The following is a 16,714-nucleotide window of genomic DNA, read 5'->3' on the forward strand; positions in this document are numbered from 1 at the left end:
TCGTCACAGGAATCCAGCCAGACCAAGTCCTTGGGCTGAGAAGACTTTCCCCGCCGCGCAGACGCGCGTCGACTGGATTCCTGTGACAAGCACAGGAATGAGGGCGGGGTGACACAAGTGCATGCCCTTTAAGTGCCAACCCGTTGCTGCGGCAATTGATGCCTCACCACATGGTCTTCGCCGCCCGAACCGCCCATTCCCGATCATAAGTCTCCTGATCGAACTCCGCCTTCGCCGCCTTGAGCAGCAGGCCGGGTGTCGGAAGCGAGGCAGGGTCGACGAAATTGGCGGGGTTCCACAGTTCCGAGCGCATCAACGCCCGTGCACACTGGAAATAGACCTCGTCAATCGTCACCACGATGACGGTGCGCGGATGTTTGCCATCCATCTCGAAGCTCTGCAGCAACTCGGCTTCGACGGAAACCACGGCGCGGCCATTGATGCGCATGGTCGTATTCGAACCGGGGATCAGGAACATCAGCGCCACCCGCGGATCACGCACGATGTTCAGAAGCGAATCGACGCGGTTGTTGCCGCGCCAGTCTGGCAACAGCACGGTCCTGTCATCGGCCACCCGCACCACGCCACCCTTGTCGCCGCGCGGCGAACAGTCCATGCCCTCAGGCCCCACCGTCGCCAGCGCGAGGAAGGGCGATGCCTCGATCATCTGCCGGTATTCCGCCGTCAGCGTGGCCGTCACCTTGGCGACCGAGGCTTCGCTCGTGCCGTCATAAATGGCCTTCAGTTCCTCAACCGTGCGAATGATGGTCATGTCAGTTCCAATCCCTCGAAATCACCCCGCGCCGCCGAAAGGCGCAATCCCTTATTCTTCCGCTTCCGCCTTTTCCCGCTCCGCCCGCTCGCGCGCGGTGCGCGCAGCGACGAGATCGGCAGGCTGGGCATTGCCGCGGATCAGCGAACGGCCGGCATAGATGCCGCCGACGACTTCCATGGCGAAACGCTCCTCATCGCGGTCACGGAATTCCTCCACCAGGCGGGCGGCATCTTCCCGCTCCTCACCCATGGCACCAAGCACTTCCTCGCTGAAATTTAAGGCCGATTCCAGCGTCTCGCGAATCTGGTAATCGACGCCAGCCTTCAGAAGATCGATCGCATGGCCACGATCATAGGCACGGGCAAGGACGGGAACCAGCGGGAATTCATGCTTGACGATTTCCGCGATCCGCACGGCCGCGTCCTTGTCGTCAACGCAGATCAACACCGCTCGCGCCGTGCTGGCGCCCGCCGCGTGCAGGATTTCCGCCCGCGATCCGTCGCCATAATAGACCTTGAAGCCGAACTCAGCCGCATCGCGCACAAAGTCGGCATCCTTGTCGATCAGCGACAGCGTATAACCGCGCGCCAGAAGCGGCTGGCTGACGATCTGGCCGAAACGCCCGAAGCCGATCAGCAGAATGCTGCCCTCGACATTCTCAGGCACATCGAGATCGTCGGTATTGGGAACTGCCGCCGGCACCAGGCGGTCATGCAGAATGACCATCAGCGGCGTCAGCACCATGGAGATGATGATGGTCGCCGTCAGGATGGCGTTGGCCTCCCGGTCGAGAATGCCGGCGCTGACGGCGGCAGAATAAAGCACGAAGGCGAATTCGCCGCCCTGCGCCATCAGCACCGCCCGCTCAAGGCTTTCACGCCGCGTGGTGCCGAGCGCCCGCGCCACGCCATAGATCAGGAAGGCTTTCAGCAGCATGTAGCCCGCGACGCTGACGACCACGAGCTGCCAGTTGGCGGCGATGACGGCAAGGTCGATCGCCATGCCGACGCCAAGGAAGAACAGGCCGAGCAGAATGCCGCGAAACGGCTCGATATCCGCCTCCAGCTGATGACGGAAGGATGATTCCGACAAAAGCACGCCGGCCAGAAACGCCCCCATGGCCATGGAAAGGCCGCTGACCTGCATTAGCAGTGCCGACCCTAGCACCACCAGCAACGCCGCGGCTGTCATCACCTCGCGCGCGCCGGAGGCCGCCAGCAGACGAAAGAAAGGGTTGAGCAGATAACGGCCGGCGAGGATGAGTGCACCGACGGCGGCAAGCGCAATCCCGATCGAAAGCCAGCGCTCGGAGGCCGTAACATGCTCCCCACCCGAACCGAGAAAGGCGACGAGCGCCAAGAGCGGCACGATGGCGAGGTCCTCGAACAGCAGGATGGCGATGATGCGCTGCCCTTTCAGGCTCGACATGCTGTTTCGTTCCTGCAGCATCTGCATGACGATCGCCGTCGAGGTCAGCACAAAACCGGTGCCGGCAACGAAGGACATGATGACGGGAAAACCGAGGCTGACACCCACCAGCGTCAGGCCGCCCATGCAGACAAGCACCTGCAATGCGCCGAGCCCGAAAATATCCTGCCGCATCGACCACAATCGCGACGGCTGCATTTCAAGGCCGATGATGAACAGGAACATCACCACGCCCAGTTCGGCGACATGCAGGATGGCCTGCGAATCGGAAAAGAAACCGAGACCATAAGGCCCGATCACGAGGCCGGCGGCCAGATAACCCAGCACCGAGCCGAGACCGATGCGCTTGAAGATCGGCGCGGCGATAACGCCCGCCGCCAACAGCACGACCACCTGGGCCAGATCATTTCCGTTCGCTTCTACAGCCACACGCCACCCCGCTGAAAATCAATAAGACGAGGGTGCTCCCTCCCTCACTTCCTAGCGCATCGGCGTGAAAAGCGAAAACGATTTTCGTCGGGGACAGAGCGAGGATTCAACGGGTTAGTTGCTACAGGGACATGGTGCTTCAGATGTCCTGCGCTCCCTCCCTCATTCCTGTGCTTGTCACAGGAATCCAGTCAGCCCAAGTCCTTGGGCTGGAGAACACTCTTTTTCGCCGCACGGACGTGCGTCGGCTGGATTCCTGTGACAAGCACAGGAATAAGGGAGTGGCGCGCAGCTACCGGAAGCGCGGCTCCCTGTTCAGGCCCTTCTCCGCAAGCTGCCGCTCATAATCGGCAAACAGCGCGTCGCCGGTTTCACCCAGCTCCTTCAGATATTTCCAGGTGTAGATGCCGCTATCGTGGCCATCGTCGAAAACGATGCGAACCGCGTAATTGCCGGTGGCGACCATCGAACGGATCGTGACATCGCGTTTGCCGGGCACCGTGACCTTTTGTCCCGGCCCGTGGCCCTGCACTTCCGCCGAGGGCGAAAGCACGCGCAACATCTCGGCGCCAAGCCGGTAAATGCTTCCATCGTCGAAGGAAACGGTCAATTCCCGCCGGTCTTTCGACACAAGCAGCTCGGTCGGCCAAGCATCACTCATTTTTCATTTCCGCACGCTCGTCATATGCGTCAGAATTACGGACTTGCCTCAGGATAGGCAAGCCACTACATCAGCTATAAGCCACATAGTCGGCCCCGTGTGTCCGGCGCGTGACGCGGTGAGGATGGAGACGTGAACAGTTTTTCCGGCTCGCTTGAAAAAGCGAAAACCCTGACGGAAAACAACGCCCCGATGGTGGACCCCTTCGGCCGCGCCATCACCTATCTGCGCGTCTCCGTGACCGACCGCTGTGATTTTCGCTGCACCTACTGTATGTCCGAGCACATGACCTTCCTGCCGAAGAAGGATCTGCTGACGCTCGAAGAACTCGACCGGCTCTGTTCCGTCTTCATAACGCGCGGCGTGCGCAAATTGCGGCTGACCGGCGGCGAGCCGCTGGTGCGCAAGAACATCATGTCGCTGGTGAGGAACCTTGGTCGGCATGTCCAAAGCGGCACGCTTGACGAACTGACGCTGACCACCAACGGCTCGCAGCTTGCGAAATTCGCAGCCGAACTTGCCGATTGCGGGGTGCGTCGCATCAATGTCTCGCTCGATACGCTCGACGCCCAGAAATTCCGCCAGATCACCCGCTGGGGCGATATCGATCGGGTCATGGAAGGGCTTGATGCCGCGCAGGCAGCGGGCATCAAGGTCAAGCTCAACGCCGTGGCTCTGAAGGATTTCAACGACGCCGAAATGCCGGAACTGATGCGCTTTGCCCATGGCCGCGGCATGGACCTGACGGTGATCGAAACCATGCCGATGGGCGAAATCGAGGAAGACCGCACCGACCGCTACCTGCCGCTCTCAAAGCTGCGCGCCGATCTCGAACGGAATTTCACCCTTGTCGACAGCGATTACCAGACCGGCGGCCCCGCCCGTTACGTGACGGTGAAGGAAACCGGCGGCAGGCTCGGCTTCATCACGCCGATGACCCATAATTTCTGCGAAAGTTGCAACCGCGTCCGCCTCACTTGCACCGGCACGCTTTATATGTGTCTCGGACAGGATGATGCCGCCGATCTGCGCACGGCGCTGCGCGCCTCCGACAGCGACGCCTATCTTTCCGCCGCCATCGATGAAGCGCTGCTGCGCAAGCCGAAGGGGCATGATTTCATCATTGATCGCACCCATAACCGCCCCGCCGTCTCCCGCCATATGAGCGTGACTGGCGGCTGAGGCCGGCTGAACTTCTTTCTCGTCCACCCACCCATATAAACGGTTGAATTGCCAGCTCTACCGTGCCACCTCTCTATGCATGGAGGAATGCGTGGTCGTGCCTGGGAGGCTGCCCACTTCGCCCGGCAAGGGCGGCGGGATACTGCGCATGGTCTGGGATATTTGGAATGGCATTGACGGACAATACGCGCGGCGCACTTTTCATGGCGCTCGCAATGGCAAGCTTCACGGCCAACGATGCGCTGACGAAGTCCGTCACCCCCTACATCAATACCGGCCAGATCATGTTCGTGCGCGGCATCATGACCGTGGTGCTGATCTATATCGCCGCCCGGCATTTCGGCGCGCTGCGGCCGCTGAAGACCCTGCTGCGGCCCATCATCATCCTGCGCTGTCTCTGCGAGGTGACAGCCGCCGTGCTTTATCTGACGGCGCTCGGCCTCATTGAATTCTCCAACGCATCGGCCATCCTGCAATCCCTGCCGCTGGTGGTGACGCTGGGGGCCGCACTTTTCCTGCGCGAGCCGGTCGGCTGGCGGCGCTGGGTAGCCATCATCGTCGGTTTCATTGGGGTGCTCGTCATCATCAGGCCCGGCCCTGAAGGTTTCACGCCGGGCGCGCTGCTGGTCGTCGCCTCGCTCGCCGTCACCGCCGCGCGTGATCTCCTGACCCGGAAAATGTATGCCGATGTGCCCTCACTCGCCATCACCGTCATTACCGCCTTCGTCAACATGGCGGTGGGTGGGCTTCTGATCGTGCCTTTCGGCGGCTGGCAGCCGATGAATTTCACCATCGTATCGCATCTGGCCGGTTCGGCCATTCTGGTGCTGGTCGGTTATCAGGCCATCATCCTGTCGATGCGTACGGGCGAGATTTCCTTCGTCGCACCCTTCCGTTACACCGGCCTGCTCTGGGGTTTCATGATCGGCGTGTTCTTCTTCAACGAAAAGATCGACAGCTACACGATCATCGGCGCCATGATCGTCATCGGTTCGGGCCTTTATACCTTCTATCGCGAAAGCCTGCGCAAACGCTCGCAAATGGCCAAGCGCGCGGCCGCGACACCCACGGCCGCAACCACAGTACGACCGGCTTCCGTTACGAAAGCTACCGTAACGGAAGAGGCGGGAGAATAACATGAAGAGCAGCCGTTTCCTCGACCGAACCACCCCGCCCCATATCATCACGCTTGTGGTCATCGCCGGCGTCGCGGCGCTGTGCATGAACCTGTTCCTGCCTTCGCTTTCGGCCATGGCGCTCTATTTCGAGATCGATTACGCCGTGATGCAGTTCGCCGTGTCGGGTTATCTTGCCGCCACCGCCTTGCTGCAACTGGTCATCGGCCCGCTCTCGGATCTTTTCGGCCGCCGTCCGGTGATGCTGGCCAGCATCACGATCATGATCGCCGCCACGATGGTCTGCATGCTGGCGTCCGATATTACCGTCTTCATGATCGGGCGCGTGGCGCAGGCGGCTGTCGTTTCCGGCTTCGTGCTCGCCCGCGCCATCGTGCGCGACATGGTGCCCATGGAGCAGGCAGCCTCGATGATCGGCTATGTGACCATGGGCATGTCCGTGGTGCCGATGGTTGGCCCAACGGTCGGCGGGTTGCTGAACGACTTCTCCGGCTGGCAGTCCAGCTTTGCGCTGCTTGCGCTTCTCGGCGCCGGCATTCTGGTGCTCGCCTGGTTCGATCTCGGCGAAACCAATCAAAGCAAGTCGGCGAGCTTTTCGCAGCAGTTCCATGCCTGGCCGGAGCTTCTGCGCTCGCCGCTGTTCTGGGGTTATGCGCTGACCTCGACCTTCTCGTCGGGCATGTTCTTTTCTTTCCTCGGCGGCGCGCCCTTCGTCGGCAGCGTGCTTTACGGGCTGACACCCGCCATGCTCGGCCTGCAGTTCTTTTTCATGGCCAGCGGTTACATGCTCGGCAACTTTGTCTCCGGCCGTTATGCCAGCCAGATCGGCATCAGCAGAATGATGCTCTCGGGCAATGTCATCGCCATCACCGGTATCGTCACCGCCATCGGGCTGATATTGGCCGGGGTGGAAAGCGCCTATGCGTTTTTCGTACCGCTTGCGCTGATCGGCGTTGGCAACGGTGTCACGCTGCCCAGCGCCAATGCCGGCATGGTCAGCGTCCAGCCGCATCTGGCCGGCTCCGCCTCCGGTCTCGGCGGCGCCATGACCATCGGCGGTGGTGCTGCCCTTTCGGTACTCGCCTCGTCGGTCCTGTCCAGGGAGGACGGAACCTGGCCGCTTCTTCTGGTGATGCTGGCGACCGGCCTTGTCGCCCTTCTCACCACCTATATCGTAAGGCTGCAGGAAAAGCGGCAATGAGCGCCCCTCCCCGAAAAATACCCGGTCTCGTGCCCCCTGGTCTCATATTGGCCGGCGGGCTCTCGCGGCGCATGGGCAGCAACAAGGCAATGGTGACGCTGGGCGATGCGCCGATGCTGTCCCATGTCATCCGCCGCATCACGCCGCAGGTCTGCGACGTCACCATCAATGCCGCCACGACCGACAAGGGCAGTTGGGCAGAGGGTTTCGGCCTGCCACTTCTCCCCGATACGCTGAATGGCCATGCCGGGCCGCTCGCGGGCGTTCTCGCCGGTATGCGGCACTACCGCAATCGCGACACCACCGGCAGCCATTTCCTGACAGCGCCCGCCGACAGCCCGTTTTTCCCCGACGATCTCGTGGCGCGGCTTTGGGAGCACCTGTCGGACGATACGATTGTCGTCGCCGCCTCCAGCGGCCAGCTTCACCCCGTCTTCGCGCTGTGGCCGGTGGCGCTCGCCGACGACCTCGAGGATTGGCTGAAGAATGATGCAAATCGCCGCATCCGCGCCTTCCTCGCCCGCCACGTCACCATCGGCGTGGCATTCCCACCGCTGGAAACGGCCAGGGGCAGTCTTGATCCGTTCTTCAACATCAATACGCCGGATGAACTGGCTCTGGCGCGTAGCCATCTGGAGAATATGGAAACATGAGCGAACAGAAGGTTTTCGGCATTGCCGGCTGGAAAAATTCGGGCAAGACCGGGCTTGCGGTGCGCATCGTCACCGAATTGACCGCGCGCGGCTACCGCGTTTCCACCATCAAGCATGCCCATCATGATTTCGATATCGACAAGGTCGGCGCCGATAGCTGGCGTCACCGACAGGCCGGCGCACACGAGGTCACCATCGTCTCCGGCACCCGTTTCGCCATCATGCACGAGTTGCGCGGTGAACCGGAGCCCTCATTCGAGGACATCCTCTCCCGCCTCGCGCCATGCGATCTCGTGCTGATCGAAGGTTATAAATACGAACCCGTGCCGAAGATCGAGGCGCGCCGGCTGGAAGCGGCCAAGACCGAACCGCTCGCGCCGCTCGATCCGCACATCATCGCGATTGCCGCAGATCATGAGGTGGCGGACAATGCTCTGCCCGTTTTCGATCTCGATGATACGGGTGCGATTGCCGATTTTATCCAGAGGACGGTAGGGTTGGTGAGACGGTAACTGACAGAGTAACATAGGGGCGGTTTAGCTGGTGAAGACCGCATCCCCACTTCCGTCATACCGGCCCCTGAGCCGGTATCCAGCCAGCCCAAGTCCTTGGGCTGAAAGGAGTCCTTCTCGACGCGCAGACGCGCGTCGGCTGGATGCCGGATCAAGTCCGGCATGACGGAGGACGAAGTGCCTAAGCCGACGACCACCGCCAAACGTGTGGTACTTATCCTGCGCATACCCCCCAAAAATGAAAAAGCCGGGCTCATCACCCGGCTTTATCATTCCTTGAGACGCAATACCTATTCAAGGAAACTGGAGGGGTTCACCGGTGTCGCATCCTTGCGAACTTCGAAGTGAACCTGTGGACGCTTGGCGCTGCCGGTCATGCCAGAAGTGGCGATGGTCTGGCCGCGCTGAACCTTCTGGCCGCGCTGGACGTCGAGATTGGCGGCGTTGCCGTAAACCGTGACCTTGCCGTCGTCGTGGCGGACCAGCACCGTGTTGCCGAGCTGCTTCAGGCCGTTGCCGGCATAGATGACCACGCCGTTTTCGGCGGCCTTGATCGGCGTGCCCTCGGGAACCGAAATGTTGATGCCGTCATTGCGGCTGCCTTCGACATTGTCACCGAAATTGTTGATGACGGCGCCGCGAACCGGCCAGCGATATTTGCCGATGCCGGTGGATTCCGGCGCGATGGAGGCCATGTCGGCCTTTTTCTCGATATCACTGACACTTGCGGTTGCCGGTGTGGCAGGCGCCGCCGTGGTGGCGGCGGCAGCAGGCGCCTTGTAGGGCTCAGGCTTGATGGATGCGGTTTCGACCGGCTTGGCCGCAGCTGCTTCCTTGGCCGGAACCGAGGCGGTCTTGATGGCATCGGTCGAAGCACCCGGCATGGCAAGCGTCTGGCCGACACGAATGCTTTCGTTGGAAATGCCGTTGGCGGCCTTGAGCGCGGCAACCGAGACACCGTTTGCACGGGCGATCTTCGCCAGGCTGTCGCCCGGCTGAACCTTGTAACCACCGCTCGGTGGCAGCGGCTTGCCGCCCGGAGGCGTCAGCTTGCCGGCTTCGGAAGAAAGTTTGTCACGGGCGGCAGCCTGCGACGGCAGCACGGCCACATTCCCATCCGGGGCACGCAGCGGTGTCGGCTGGTCGCCATTGCGGTTGAGAGCAATATTGCCGGCGGCATCCTTGGCGGCGTTGCGGGCCTGACCGAATTTCGGAATGAGGATCGACTGGCCAGCCTGCGCCGAAGACGCGGTTTTCAGGCCATTGACCCGCAGCAGTTCCTTTTCCGGCACGCCGTAGCGGTTGGAAATGGTGGCAATGCTTTCGCCGGGGCGCAACGTTACCGAAGACGCGCCGTCCGTGTGCCAGCCGTTCTTGTCGGAACGAACCGTCGCGGTCGTCAGATTGTCGCTTGGCGCGGCGGCCTGCCGGGCAGGTGCGGCGAGAGACGGAGCGGCTGGGCGCTGGGCGGACGGGAAAGGCTGGGCCATGGCTTCGTTGCGGGTCGACGGATCGCGGCTTGCCACCGCCGTCGGCGCCGACAACTCGGAACGCTGCACCGGCGAGGCCGAAGCGCGGGCCGTGGAAGGCTGAACGCCGCCATAACCACCCGACTGCTGCGGATAGGAATTGCCCGCCATGTTCTGATTGGCATATCCTCCCTGCGGCGCGGCAGAGGCATAGCCGCCATTCATGTCGCCCTGCGGAACCGGGGCCTGCCCATAAGCACCGCCGCCCTGACGGGCTGGAATTGACGCCGTTGTCATCCGATCCGGTCCACTGGAAAAGAGGCCGCTGAACCGCGTTGCATCCGAGCTACAGCCCGTTGCGACGCTTGCCAGCAATGCCGCTGCGAACATTTTTGCGACTGATTTTCCGATTTTAGACGAATGTCTCATACGCATGACTCGATCTACACTGACGCCAACCCGCCGCATCGAGATCGATCCGGCACAAATTTCACTTCTTGCAAGGCCCATTTCCCGAGGTGGGGAAAACCATGCGTCGATGTTTATGATTAAAGCGCGTTAGTGTTACCACGCCGTTAAAACGTTAAGCCGTTCAGCGCTTTTTTGACACTTCGATAACCATGACGAAAACTGGACGCGTCATGTCGAGACAATAATGATATTGAAAATCAGATAGTTGCGACAATTTATAACATTAGAAGACAAAAATGAATTGCCTTCAAAATTTTCATGTCGTCACAAATGCCGCGCAATATGGCTGCCGAGTGGCAGATACGGCGTCTCGAACAGCTCTTCCTTCTCGAAGCGGCTGCCGGTCTTGGAGAAGCGGGTCATAACGCAACGCTCATCTTCCAGGATGATCGGCGCGATCATCATGCCGCCGGAAACGATCTGCTCGGCGAAGAAGCGGGGCATGGTGGTAAAGGCGGCGGTGGAAACAATCCGGTCGAAGGTGCCCTCGCCCACCAGACCATTGCTGCCATCCGCCTGGCGGATGACGACGTTGCGGATGGACAGATCGTCGAGACAGTTCTGCGCCTGCTGCACCAGCGTCTTGTAACGCTCCAGCGAAAACACCCGCTCCACCCGGCGCGCGATGATCGCCGTCATAAAACCGCTGCCGGTGCCGATCTCAAGCACGCGCTGGCCGGGTTTCAGCTGCAGGCGGGCAAGGATTTTCACCGCCATGTCCGCGCCTTCCATGAAGGAACCGCAGTCGATCGGGATCGTGCGGCTGGAATAGGCGTCGGCCGCAAATTGCGGCGGCACGAATTTGGAACGCGGCGTCTGCTCAACCGCCGTCAACAGGTCGAGATCGGAAATCCCCTCGCCCCGCAGACGGAGAACGAGAGCGGCAAAACCTTCCTTTTCGACCATGGCAGATTTCAATCGGCGACTCCGAATCCAAGCGCTTGCGCAACCCGATCCTTGACCGTGTAGTCCGTCAGGTCAAGCTTAAGCGGTGTGACCGAAATCTTGCCGTGTTTCAAGGCGTGGATATCCGTGCCCTCGCGGAAGGTGCCAAGGCGTTCGCCGAAGCGTAACCAGTAATAAGGAAGACCACGACCATCCTGGCGTTCTTCCACCGTCAGGCCGAAATCGAGCTTGCCCTGCCCGGTGACGGAAACGCCCTGCATATCCTTTGGCGCACAATTGGGGAAATTGAGGTTGAGGAAGGTGCCGTCAGGCAGATCGACATTCATCAGCTTGCGCAGAAGATCCGGCGCATAGGTCTCGGCAACCTCCCACGGCACGACGCGGCCTTCGCCGTGGCTGAAGGCCTGGCTGAGCGCGAAGGAGCGCACGCCCTGCAGCGTGCCTTCGATGGCACCGGCAATCGTGCCGGAATAGGTCACGTCATCGGCCATGTTGGCGCCGGCATTGACGCCTGAGAGCACGAGATCGGGCTTTTCCGGCAGGACTTCGCGAACACCCATGATGACGCAATCGGTCGGCGTGCCACGCAGCGCGAAATGTTTGTCGGAAACCTTACGCAGCCTGAGTGGCTCGGAAAGCGTGAGCGAGTGCGCGAGACCGCTCTGGTCGGTTTCCGGCGCAACGATCCAGACGTCGTCGGACAGCGTGCGAGCAATACGCTCCAGCACCGCCAGTCCTTCGGCATGAATACCGTCGTCATTGGTCAGCAAAATCCGCATGTTTCTCTCTCCGCTCTTTATGTCTTCAGGGACGGAGCATCCTCTCCTCCGGCGGTGAAGTGTGCAGTTCTCTCAACGTCATCCTCGGGCCTGTCCCGAGGATCTAATCACGTTCAAATAAATCGATAGGTTGCAGATCCTCGGGACAAGCCCGAGGATGACATCGGCGCAATTGGCAGACTCACCTTCCAACAGCACGACGCCACGCTCTCTCAAGCCGCCTTCTCGATCCGCGTCAGACCGCCCATATACGGCAGCAGCACGTCCGGAATTGTGACGGAACCATCGTCGTTCAGGTAATTTTCAAGAACCGCGATCAGGCAGCGGCCGACAGCCGTGCCGGAGCCGTTCAGCGTGTGCACGAACTTCGTCGCCTTGTCGTCCTTGCCGCGATAACGCGCATTCATGCGCCGCGCCTGGAAATCGCCGCAGACCGAGCAGGAGGAAATTTCACGATAGGTGTTCTGGCCGGGCAGCCACACTTCCAGATCATAGGTCTTGCGGGCGCTGAAGCCCATATCGCCGGTGCAGAGCGTCAGGGTGCGGAAATGTAAGCCCAGACGCTTCAGCACTTCTTCGGCGCAGGCCGTCATGCGCTCATGCTCGGCAACGGCACTTTCCGCATCGGTGATGGAGACAAGCTCGCACTTCCAGAACTGGTGCTGGCGCAGCATGCCGCGCGTGTCGCGCCCGGCCGAGCCCGCTTCCGAACGGAAGGAAGGTGTGAGCGCCGTGAAGCGCAACGGCAGTTTTTCCTGCTCGAGAATTTCGCCGGAAACGAGGTTGGTCAACGTCACTTCCGCCGTCGGGATCAACCAGCGGCCATCGGTGGTCCTGAACAGGTCCTCGGCGAATTTCGGCAATTGCCCCGTGCCGAACATCGCCTCGTCACGCACCATCAGCGGCGAAGAGACTTCGGTATAACCATGTTCCGAGGTGTGCAGGTCGATCATGAACTGGCCGAGCGCCCGTTCCAGACGCGCCAGCTGGCTGGTCAGCACCGTGAAACGCGAACCGGAGAGCTTGGCAGCCCGCTCGAAATCCATATAACCGAGCGCTTCGCCAATCTCGAAGTGCTCCTTTGCCGCGTGGTTCCAGCCGGGCTTCTGGCCGGTGACGCGGGTCACCACATTGTCGTGCTCGTCCTTGCCGTCAGGCACATCGTCGAAGGGCATGTTCGGCAGGCGCGACAGGGCGTCGTTCAACTCGGCGGAGACCTGACGGTCCTCCTCCTCGGCGCGCGGCATGTTTTCCTTGATATCAGCGACTTCGGCTTTCAGCTTTTCCGCCAGTTCCATGTTCTTCTGCGCCATGGCGGCGCCGATTTCCTTGGAGGCGGCATTGCGACGCGACTGCATGTCCTGCAGGGACTGGATGACGGAACGGCGCTTTTCATCGAGAGCGATCAGACCTGCGGCAGCGGGCTCTACGCTGCGCCGTGCAAGGGCCGCATCAAAAGCTTCGGGGTTTTCGCGTATCCATTTAATGTCGTGCATCGTCGTTCCAGACCGTTGTTGCATCGTCGCGTTTTACAGCAAAACGCCGGGCATGAACCCGGCGCGAGGATTTTTTGAGCGGTGAGACCTTCAGAAAAATCAGGTCTCTTCCAGCTCCGTGCTTTTGGATTCCGCCGCACGTTTCCTCTCCACGAGTCGAGCCATGTAGATGGAAATCTCGTAGAGAATGATCGCAGGCAGCGCAAGACCGATCTGGGACATGGGGTCCGGCGGCGTCAGCACGGCCGCGACCACAAAGGCCATGACGATGGCGAATTTGCGCTTTTCCCTTAGCCAGTCGCTGGTCAGAATTCCGACACGAGCCAGAAGCGTGGTGACGACGGGCAACTGGAACACCAGGCCGAAGGACAGGACCAGCGTCATGATGAGGCTGAGATATTCCGACACCTTGGGCATCAGCGAAATCGCCACTTCACCATCCACAGGCAATTGCTGCATGGCGAGGAAGAACCACATGACCATAGGCGTGAAGAAGAAATAGACGAGTGCCGCACCGATGAGGAACAGGATCGGCGACGCGATCAGGAACGGCAGAAAGGCGGCGCGTTCATTCTTGTAGAGACCCGGCGCCACGAATTTATAAAGCTGCGAGGCGATCACCGGAAAGGAGATGACCATCGCGCCGAACATGGCGACCTTGATCTGCGTGAAGAAGAATTCCTGCGGCGCGGTATAGATCAGCGACGATTTCGCCACATCCAGCCCGGCCCAGATCACCGCCCATTTATAGGGGATGACGAGCAGGTTGAAGAGGTGCTTGGCGACGGCGAAACAGGCGATGAAGGCGATAAAAAACGCGCCGAGCGACCAGATCAGCCGTGTGCGCAGTTCCATCAGGTGTTCGATAAGCGGCTGCGGCTTGTCCTCGGTATCCCCGCTCATGCTTCATCCTTTTTGGGCTTTGCAGCCTTGGTTCTCGCCGCTTTTACCGGCTTTGCATCAGCCACAGCCACGGATTTTTCGGCCGCGATCTTCTTGACAGTCGCCTTTTTGGCGATGGTCTTGACGGTCGGCTTCGGAGAAGCCGGTTCACTGGCATTGGTGGCGACGGTGGTTTCCGGCGTTGCCACGGCCTTGCTGCGGCTCACACGTTTCGGCTTGGCGGCAACCGCTTCGGCCTCGACGGTCGCAATCGATTTCGCCCGTGCACGCTTCGGTTTCTCTGCCGTGACCGCGGTCGCGGCAACCGGAGCAGGTGCTGCGGCGACGACTGGCGGCGAATCTGGAAGCTTCATGTCCGGCTCGGGCACGTTGACCAGCGGCGCAACAGGTTCACTCGTGGCTGGTGCTGCGGTGGACGACAGCCCATCGGAAGGGCTCGTCGCCTTCTGCAAATCGGACTTGATCTCGTTGCCGAGCTGGCGAAGCGGGTTCATCGCATCGCGCAGCGAGTTGGTCGGGTTGAGATTGCGGACATCGGAGATGGTCTGGCGCACATCGTCCATGTCGGCCTCTTTCAAGGCCTCATCGAACTGGGTGCGGAAATCCCCCGCCATCTTGCGAAGGCCGGCCATCGTCTTGCCGAAGGCGCGGATCATAGGCGGCAAGTCTTTCGGTCCGACGACGACGATCAGCACGACCGCAATCACCAGAAGCTCGCTCCAGCCGATATCAAACATCAATACGCTCCCGAGACCCTAGCGCCGGTCTCAAAACAAACGACACAAGCCGCTTACTTGATCTCGTCAGCCTTGTGGTCGACAGTCTTGGCATTCGCGTTGGCATCGGCCGGCGGCGGCGTCTGGTCTTCGTCAGCCATGCCCTTCTTGAAGCTCTTGATGCCTTTGGCGACATCACCCATCAATTCCGGAATCTTGCCGCGTCCAAAGAGGACGAGAACGATCACCAGCACGATGAGCCAATGCCACACACTAAAAGAACCCATAACTGCAACTCCTGAATTTCGCTTTCAGACGATGTAAGACGTTTGAAAGGCTTTTTCAAACGACAAATCATCGCTTCAACAGTGAGTACGCATAAAGTTTTCGTGGCCTTGGCCACATGCGGCGATATCAATCGTCGCCATCGCCGCCACTGGGCGCAAGCAGGCCCAGCTCTTCGAGATCGAGTTGGGTGATCGGGTCTTCGTCCTCGCGCAGCTCGTCGCTCATCATCGGCAGAGGCACGCCGAAATTGGACGGAATACGGCCCGAAAGCAGCCCCGCTCCCTTCAGCTCCTCAAGGCCGGGCAGATCGCGCAATTCCTCAAGGCCGAAATGGTCGAGAAACTCCACCGTGGTGCCGATCGTCACCGGCCGGCCCGGCGTGCGCCTGCGACCGCGGAAACGCACCCAGCCCGCCTCCATCAGCACGTCGAGCGTACCGCGCGAGGTCTGCACACCACGGATTTCCTCGATTTCAGCGCGTGTCACCGGCTGATGATACGCGATAATCGCCAAAACCTCCAGCGCCGCGCGTGACAACTTCTTCGGTTCCTTTTCCTCCGTGCGGATGACGAAGGAAAGATCACCCGCCGTGCGGAATGCCCATTGCCCGCCCACCTGCACGAGATTGACACCACGCTCGCCATAGGCAGCTTTGAGCCGGTGCAGGATGGCGACAATATCCATGCCGCGCGGCAGTCGCTCGGCAATAAAAGCAACGGAAACCGGCTCGGCCGAGGCGAAAACCAGCGCTTCGGTGATCCGCTCGGCCTCCTTCAGCTGGCGTTCGGAAAACACCGTGGGTTCTAATCCCACCCCATCTGTCACGATCGTTGCTTCGGCTGTCTCATCGTTATCAATCACTGTCAGCCCTCTCGGCATTCACCGCACGGTCGTCCCTTGTGCCACGGCGCATATAAATGGGCTGGAAAGCGCCCTCCTGCCGGATTTGCAGCGATCCCTCGCGCACCAGCTCCAGCGAGGCGGCAAAGGCGCTGGCGATCGCCGTCACCCGCATGGCGGGATCGGGCACATATTGCAGCAGATATTGATCGAGCACCGTCCATTCACCGACATCACCGAGGAGACTGTTGAGAAGCTCGCGCGCTTCCACCAGCGACCAGACCTGCCGTTTTTCGATCGTGACCTGGGTGATGGCCTGCCTCTGCCGCAGATTGGCATAGGCGCTCAGAAGATCGTAGAGATTGGCCTCGTAAGCCGAACGGTTGATATGCGGAATATGCTCCGGGGCACCGCGGGCAAAGACATCACGGCCAAGCTGCGCGCGGTTGACGAGGCGTTCCGCCGCCTCACGCATCGCTTCCAGGCGTTTGAGCCGGAAGGCCAGCGTCGCCGCCATTTCCTCGCCCGACGGGCCGTCGTCCTTCGCCTGCTGCGGAATGAGCAGTTTGGATTTGAGGAAAGCGAGCCAGGCCGCCATGACCAGATAATCGGCCGCAAGCTCGATGCGCACGCGGCGCGCGCTTTCCACGAATTGCAGATATTGCTCGGCAAGCGCCAGTACCGAAATGCGCGACAGATCGACCTTCTGCGTGCGTGCAAGGTGCAGCAGCAGATCGAGCGGGCCTTCGAAACCCGCGACATCGATGACCAGCCCGGCCTCGCCCGTCAGCCGCTCCGGCGTCACATCCTGCCAGAGCTTATCCATCGGCGTTGAATTGCGAGACTTGTCTGCGGCCATTGTTCCATCC

Annotated in this window: 17 protein-coding genes; 5 read left to right on the top strand and 12 right to left on the bottom strand. The window is 60.8% G+C overall.

Features of this window, described 5'->3' with window-relative positions:
• Positions 1-163: 163 nt before the first annotated feature.
• The 3 genes from GSF67_RS07235 to GSF67_RS07245 all read right to left on the bottom strand — a co-directional run bounded on the left by GSF67_RS07235 (position 164) and on the right by GSF67_RS07245 (position 3,293).
• Positions 164-772, bottom strand: coding sequence for a pyridoxamine 5'-phosphate oxidase family protein (locus GSF67_RS07235; RefSeq protein ID WP_006314418.1), 609 nt, complete (start codon positions 770-772; stop codon positions 164-166).
• Positions 773-823: 51 nt separating this feature from the next.
• On the bottom strand, positions 824-2,632 hold the full coding sequence (locus tag GSF67_RS07240; protein ID WP_006314416.1) for a monovalent cation:proton antiporter-2 (CPA2) family protein: 1,809 nt from the start codon (positions 2,630-2,632) through the stop codon (positions 824-826).
• Positions 2,633-2,924: 292 nt separating this feature from the next.
• Positions 2,925-3,293, bottom strand: a complete 369-nt coding sequence (locus GSF67_RS07245; RefSeq protein ID WP_006314414.1) for a gamma-butyrobetaine hydroxylase-like domain-containing protein — start codon at positions 3,291-3,293, stop codon at positions 2,925-2,927.
• A 132-nt stretch (positions 3,294-3,425) separates the two neighbouring features.
• Here GSF67_RS07245 and moaA point away from each other — a divergent pair, with 132 nt between their 5' ends.
• The 5 genes from moaA (at position 3,426) to mobB (ending at position 7,977) form a co-directional block, all read left to right on the top strand.
• Complete coding sequence (gene moaA, locus GSF67_RS07250) at positions 3,426-4,475, top strand: GTP 3',8-cyclase MoaA (RefSeq protein ID WP_006314411.1); 1,050 nt, start codon at positions 3,426-3,428, stop codon at positions 4,473-4,475.
• 167 nt (positions 4,476-4,642) lie between these two features.
• On the top strand, positions 4,643-5,611 hold the full coding sequence (locus tag GSF67_RS07255; RefSeq protein ID WP_006314410.1) for a DMT family transporter: 969 nt from the start codon (positions 4,643-4,645) through the stop codon (positions 5,609-5,611).
• A gap of 1 nt (position 5,612) precedes the next feature.
• On the top strand, positions 5,613-6,812 hold the full coding sequence (locus GSF67_RS07260) for a multidrug effflux MFS transporter (protein WP_006314408.1): 1,200 nt from the start codon (positions 5,613-5,615) through the stop codon (positions 6,810-6,812).
• Complete coding sequence (mobA, locus tag GSF67_RS07265; RefSeq protein ID WP_050813492.1) at positions 6,809-7,465, top strand: molybdenum cofactor guanylyltransferase MobA; 657 nt, start codon at positions 6,809-6,811, stop codon at positions 7,463-7,465. Before GSF67_RS07260 ends, mobA begins: the two co-directional genes overlap by 4 nt.
• Positions 7,462-7,977 carry a molybdopterin-guanine dinucleotide biosynthesis protein B gene (gene mobB, locus GSF67_RS07270; protein WP_006314404.1) on the top strand — a complete coding sequence of 172 codons (516 nt, stop codon included), beginning with the start codon at positions 7,462-7,464 and terminating at the stop codon, positions 7,975-7,977. The genes mobA and mobB overlap by 4 nt, the downstream gene beginning before the upstream one ends.
• A 290-nt stretch (positions 7,978-8,267) precedes the next feature.
• Here mobB and GSF67_RS07275 read toward each other — a convergent pair whose 3' ends face one another.
• From GSF67_RS07275 to GSF67_RS07315, 9 genes are all read right to left on the bottom strand, one after another.
• Entirely contained in the window at positions 8,268-9,836 is a 1,569-nt protein-coding gene (locus GSF67_RS07275; RefSeq protein WP_006314402.1) for a peptidoglycan DD-metalloendopeptidase family protein, read from the bottom strand.
• A 345-nt stretch (positions 9,837-10,181) separates the two neighbouring features.
• Positions 10,182-10,835: a protein-L-isoaspartate(D-aspartate) O-methyltransferase gene (locus GSF67_RS07280; RefSeq protein WP_035215918.1), complete on the bottom strand. Its 654-nt coding sequence runs from the start codon at positions 10,833-10,835 to the stop codon at positions 10,182-10,184.
• The gene (surE, locus tag GSF67_RS07285; protein WP_006314398.1) at positions 10,832-11,602 is read right to left on the bottom strand and encodes a 5'/3'-nucleotidase SurE; all 771 of its coding nucleotides are present in this window, start codon (positions 11,600-11,602) and stop codon (positions 10,832-10,834) included. Before surE ends, GSF67_RS07280 begins: the two co-directional genes overlap by 4 nt.
• 212 nt (positions 11,603-11,814) lie before the next feature.
• The gene (serS, locus tag GSF67_RS07290) at positions 11,815-13,098 is read right to left on the bottom strand and encodes a serine--tRNA ligase (protein ID WP_006314397.1); all 1,284 of its coding nucleotides are present in this window, start codon (positions 13,096-13,098) and stop codon (positions 11,815-11,817) included.
• A gap of 99 nt (positions 13,099-13,197) precedes the next feature.
• Complete coding sequence (gene tatC, locus GSF67_RS07295) at positions 13,198-14,001, bottom strand: twin-arginine translocase subunit TatC (protein ID WP_006314395.1); 804 nt, start codon at positions 13,999-14,001, stop codon at positions 13,198-13,200.
• Positions 13,998-14,738: a Sec-independent protein translocase protein TatB gene (gene tatB / locus GSF67_RS07300; RefSeq protein ID WP_006314394.1), complete on the bottom strand. Its 741-nt coding sequence runs from the start codon at positions 14,736-14,738 to the stop codon at positions 13,998-14,000. Before tatB ends, tatC begins: the two co-directional genes overlap by 4 nt.
• A 53-nt stretch (positions 14,739-14,791) precedes the next feature.
• Positions 14,792-15,004, bottom strand: a complete 213-nt coding sequence (locus GSF67_RS07305; RefSeq protein ID WP_006314389.1) for a twin-arginine translocase TatA/TatE family subunit — start codon at positions 15,002-15,004, stop codon at positions 14,792-14,794.
• 127 nt (positions 15,005-15,131) lie between these two features.
• Positions 15,132-15,866 carry an SMC-Scp complex subunit ScpB gene (gene scpB / locus GSF67_RS07310; RefSeq protein ID WP_006314387.1) on the bottom strand — a complete coding sequence of 245 codons (735 nt, stop codon included), beginning with the start codon at positions 15,864-15,866 and terminating at the stop codon, positions 15,132-15,134.
• A complete protein-coding gene (locus GSF67_RS07315) occupies positions 15,859-16,704 on the bottom strand; it encodes a ScpA family protein (protein WP_006314385.1) in 846 nt (281 codons plus the stop codon). Before GSF67_RS07315 ends, scpB begins: the two co-directional genes overlap by 8 nt.
• Positions 16,705-16,714 lie beyond the last annotated feature (10 nt).

Origin of the sequence: Agrobacterium sp. CGMCC 11546 (assembly GCF_013365515.1) — a bacterium.
Taxonomy (GTDB): Bacteria; Pseudomonadota; Alphaproteobacteria; order Rhizobiales; family Rhizobiaceae; genus Agrobacterium; species Agrobacterium fabrum.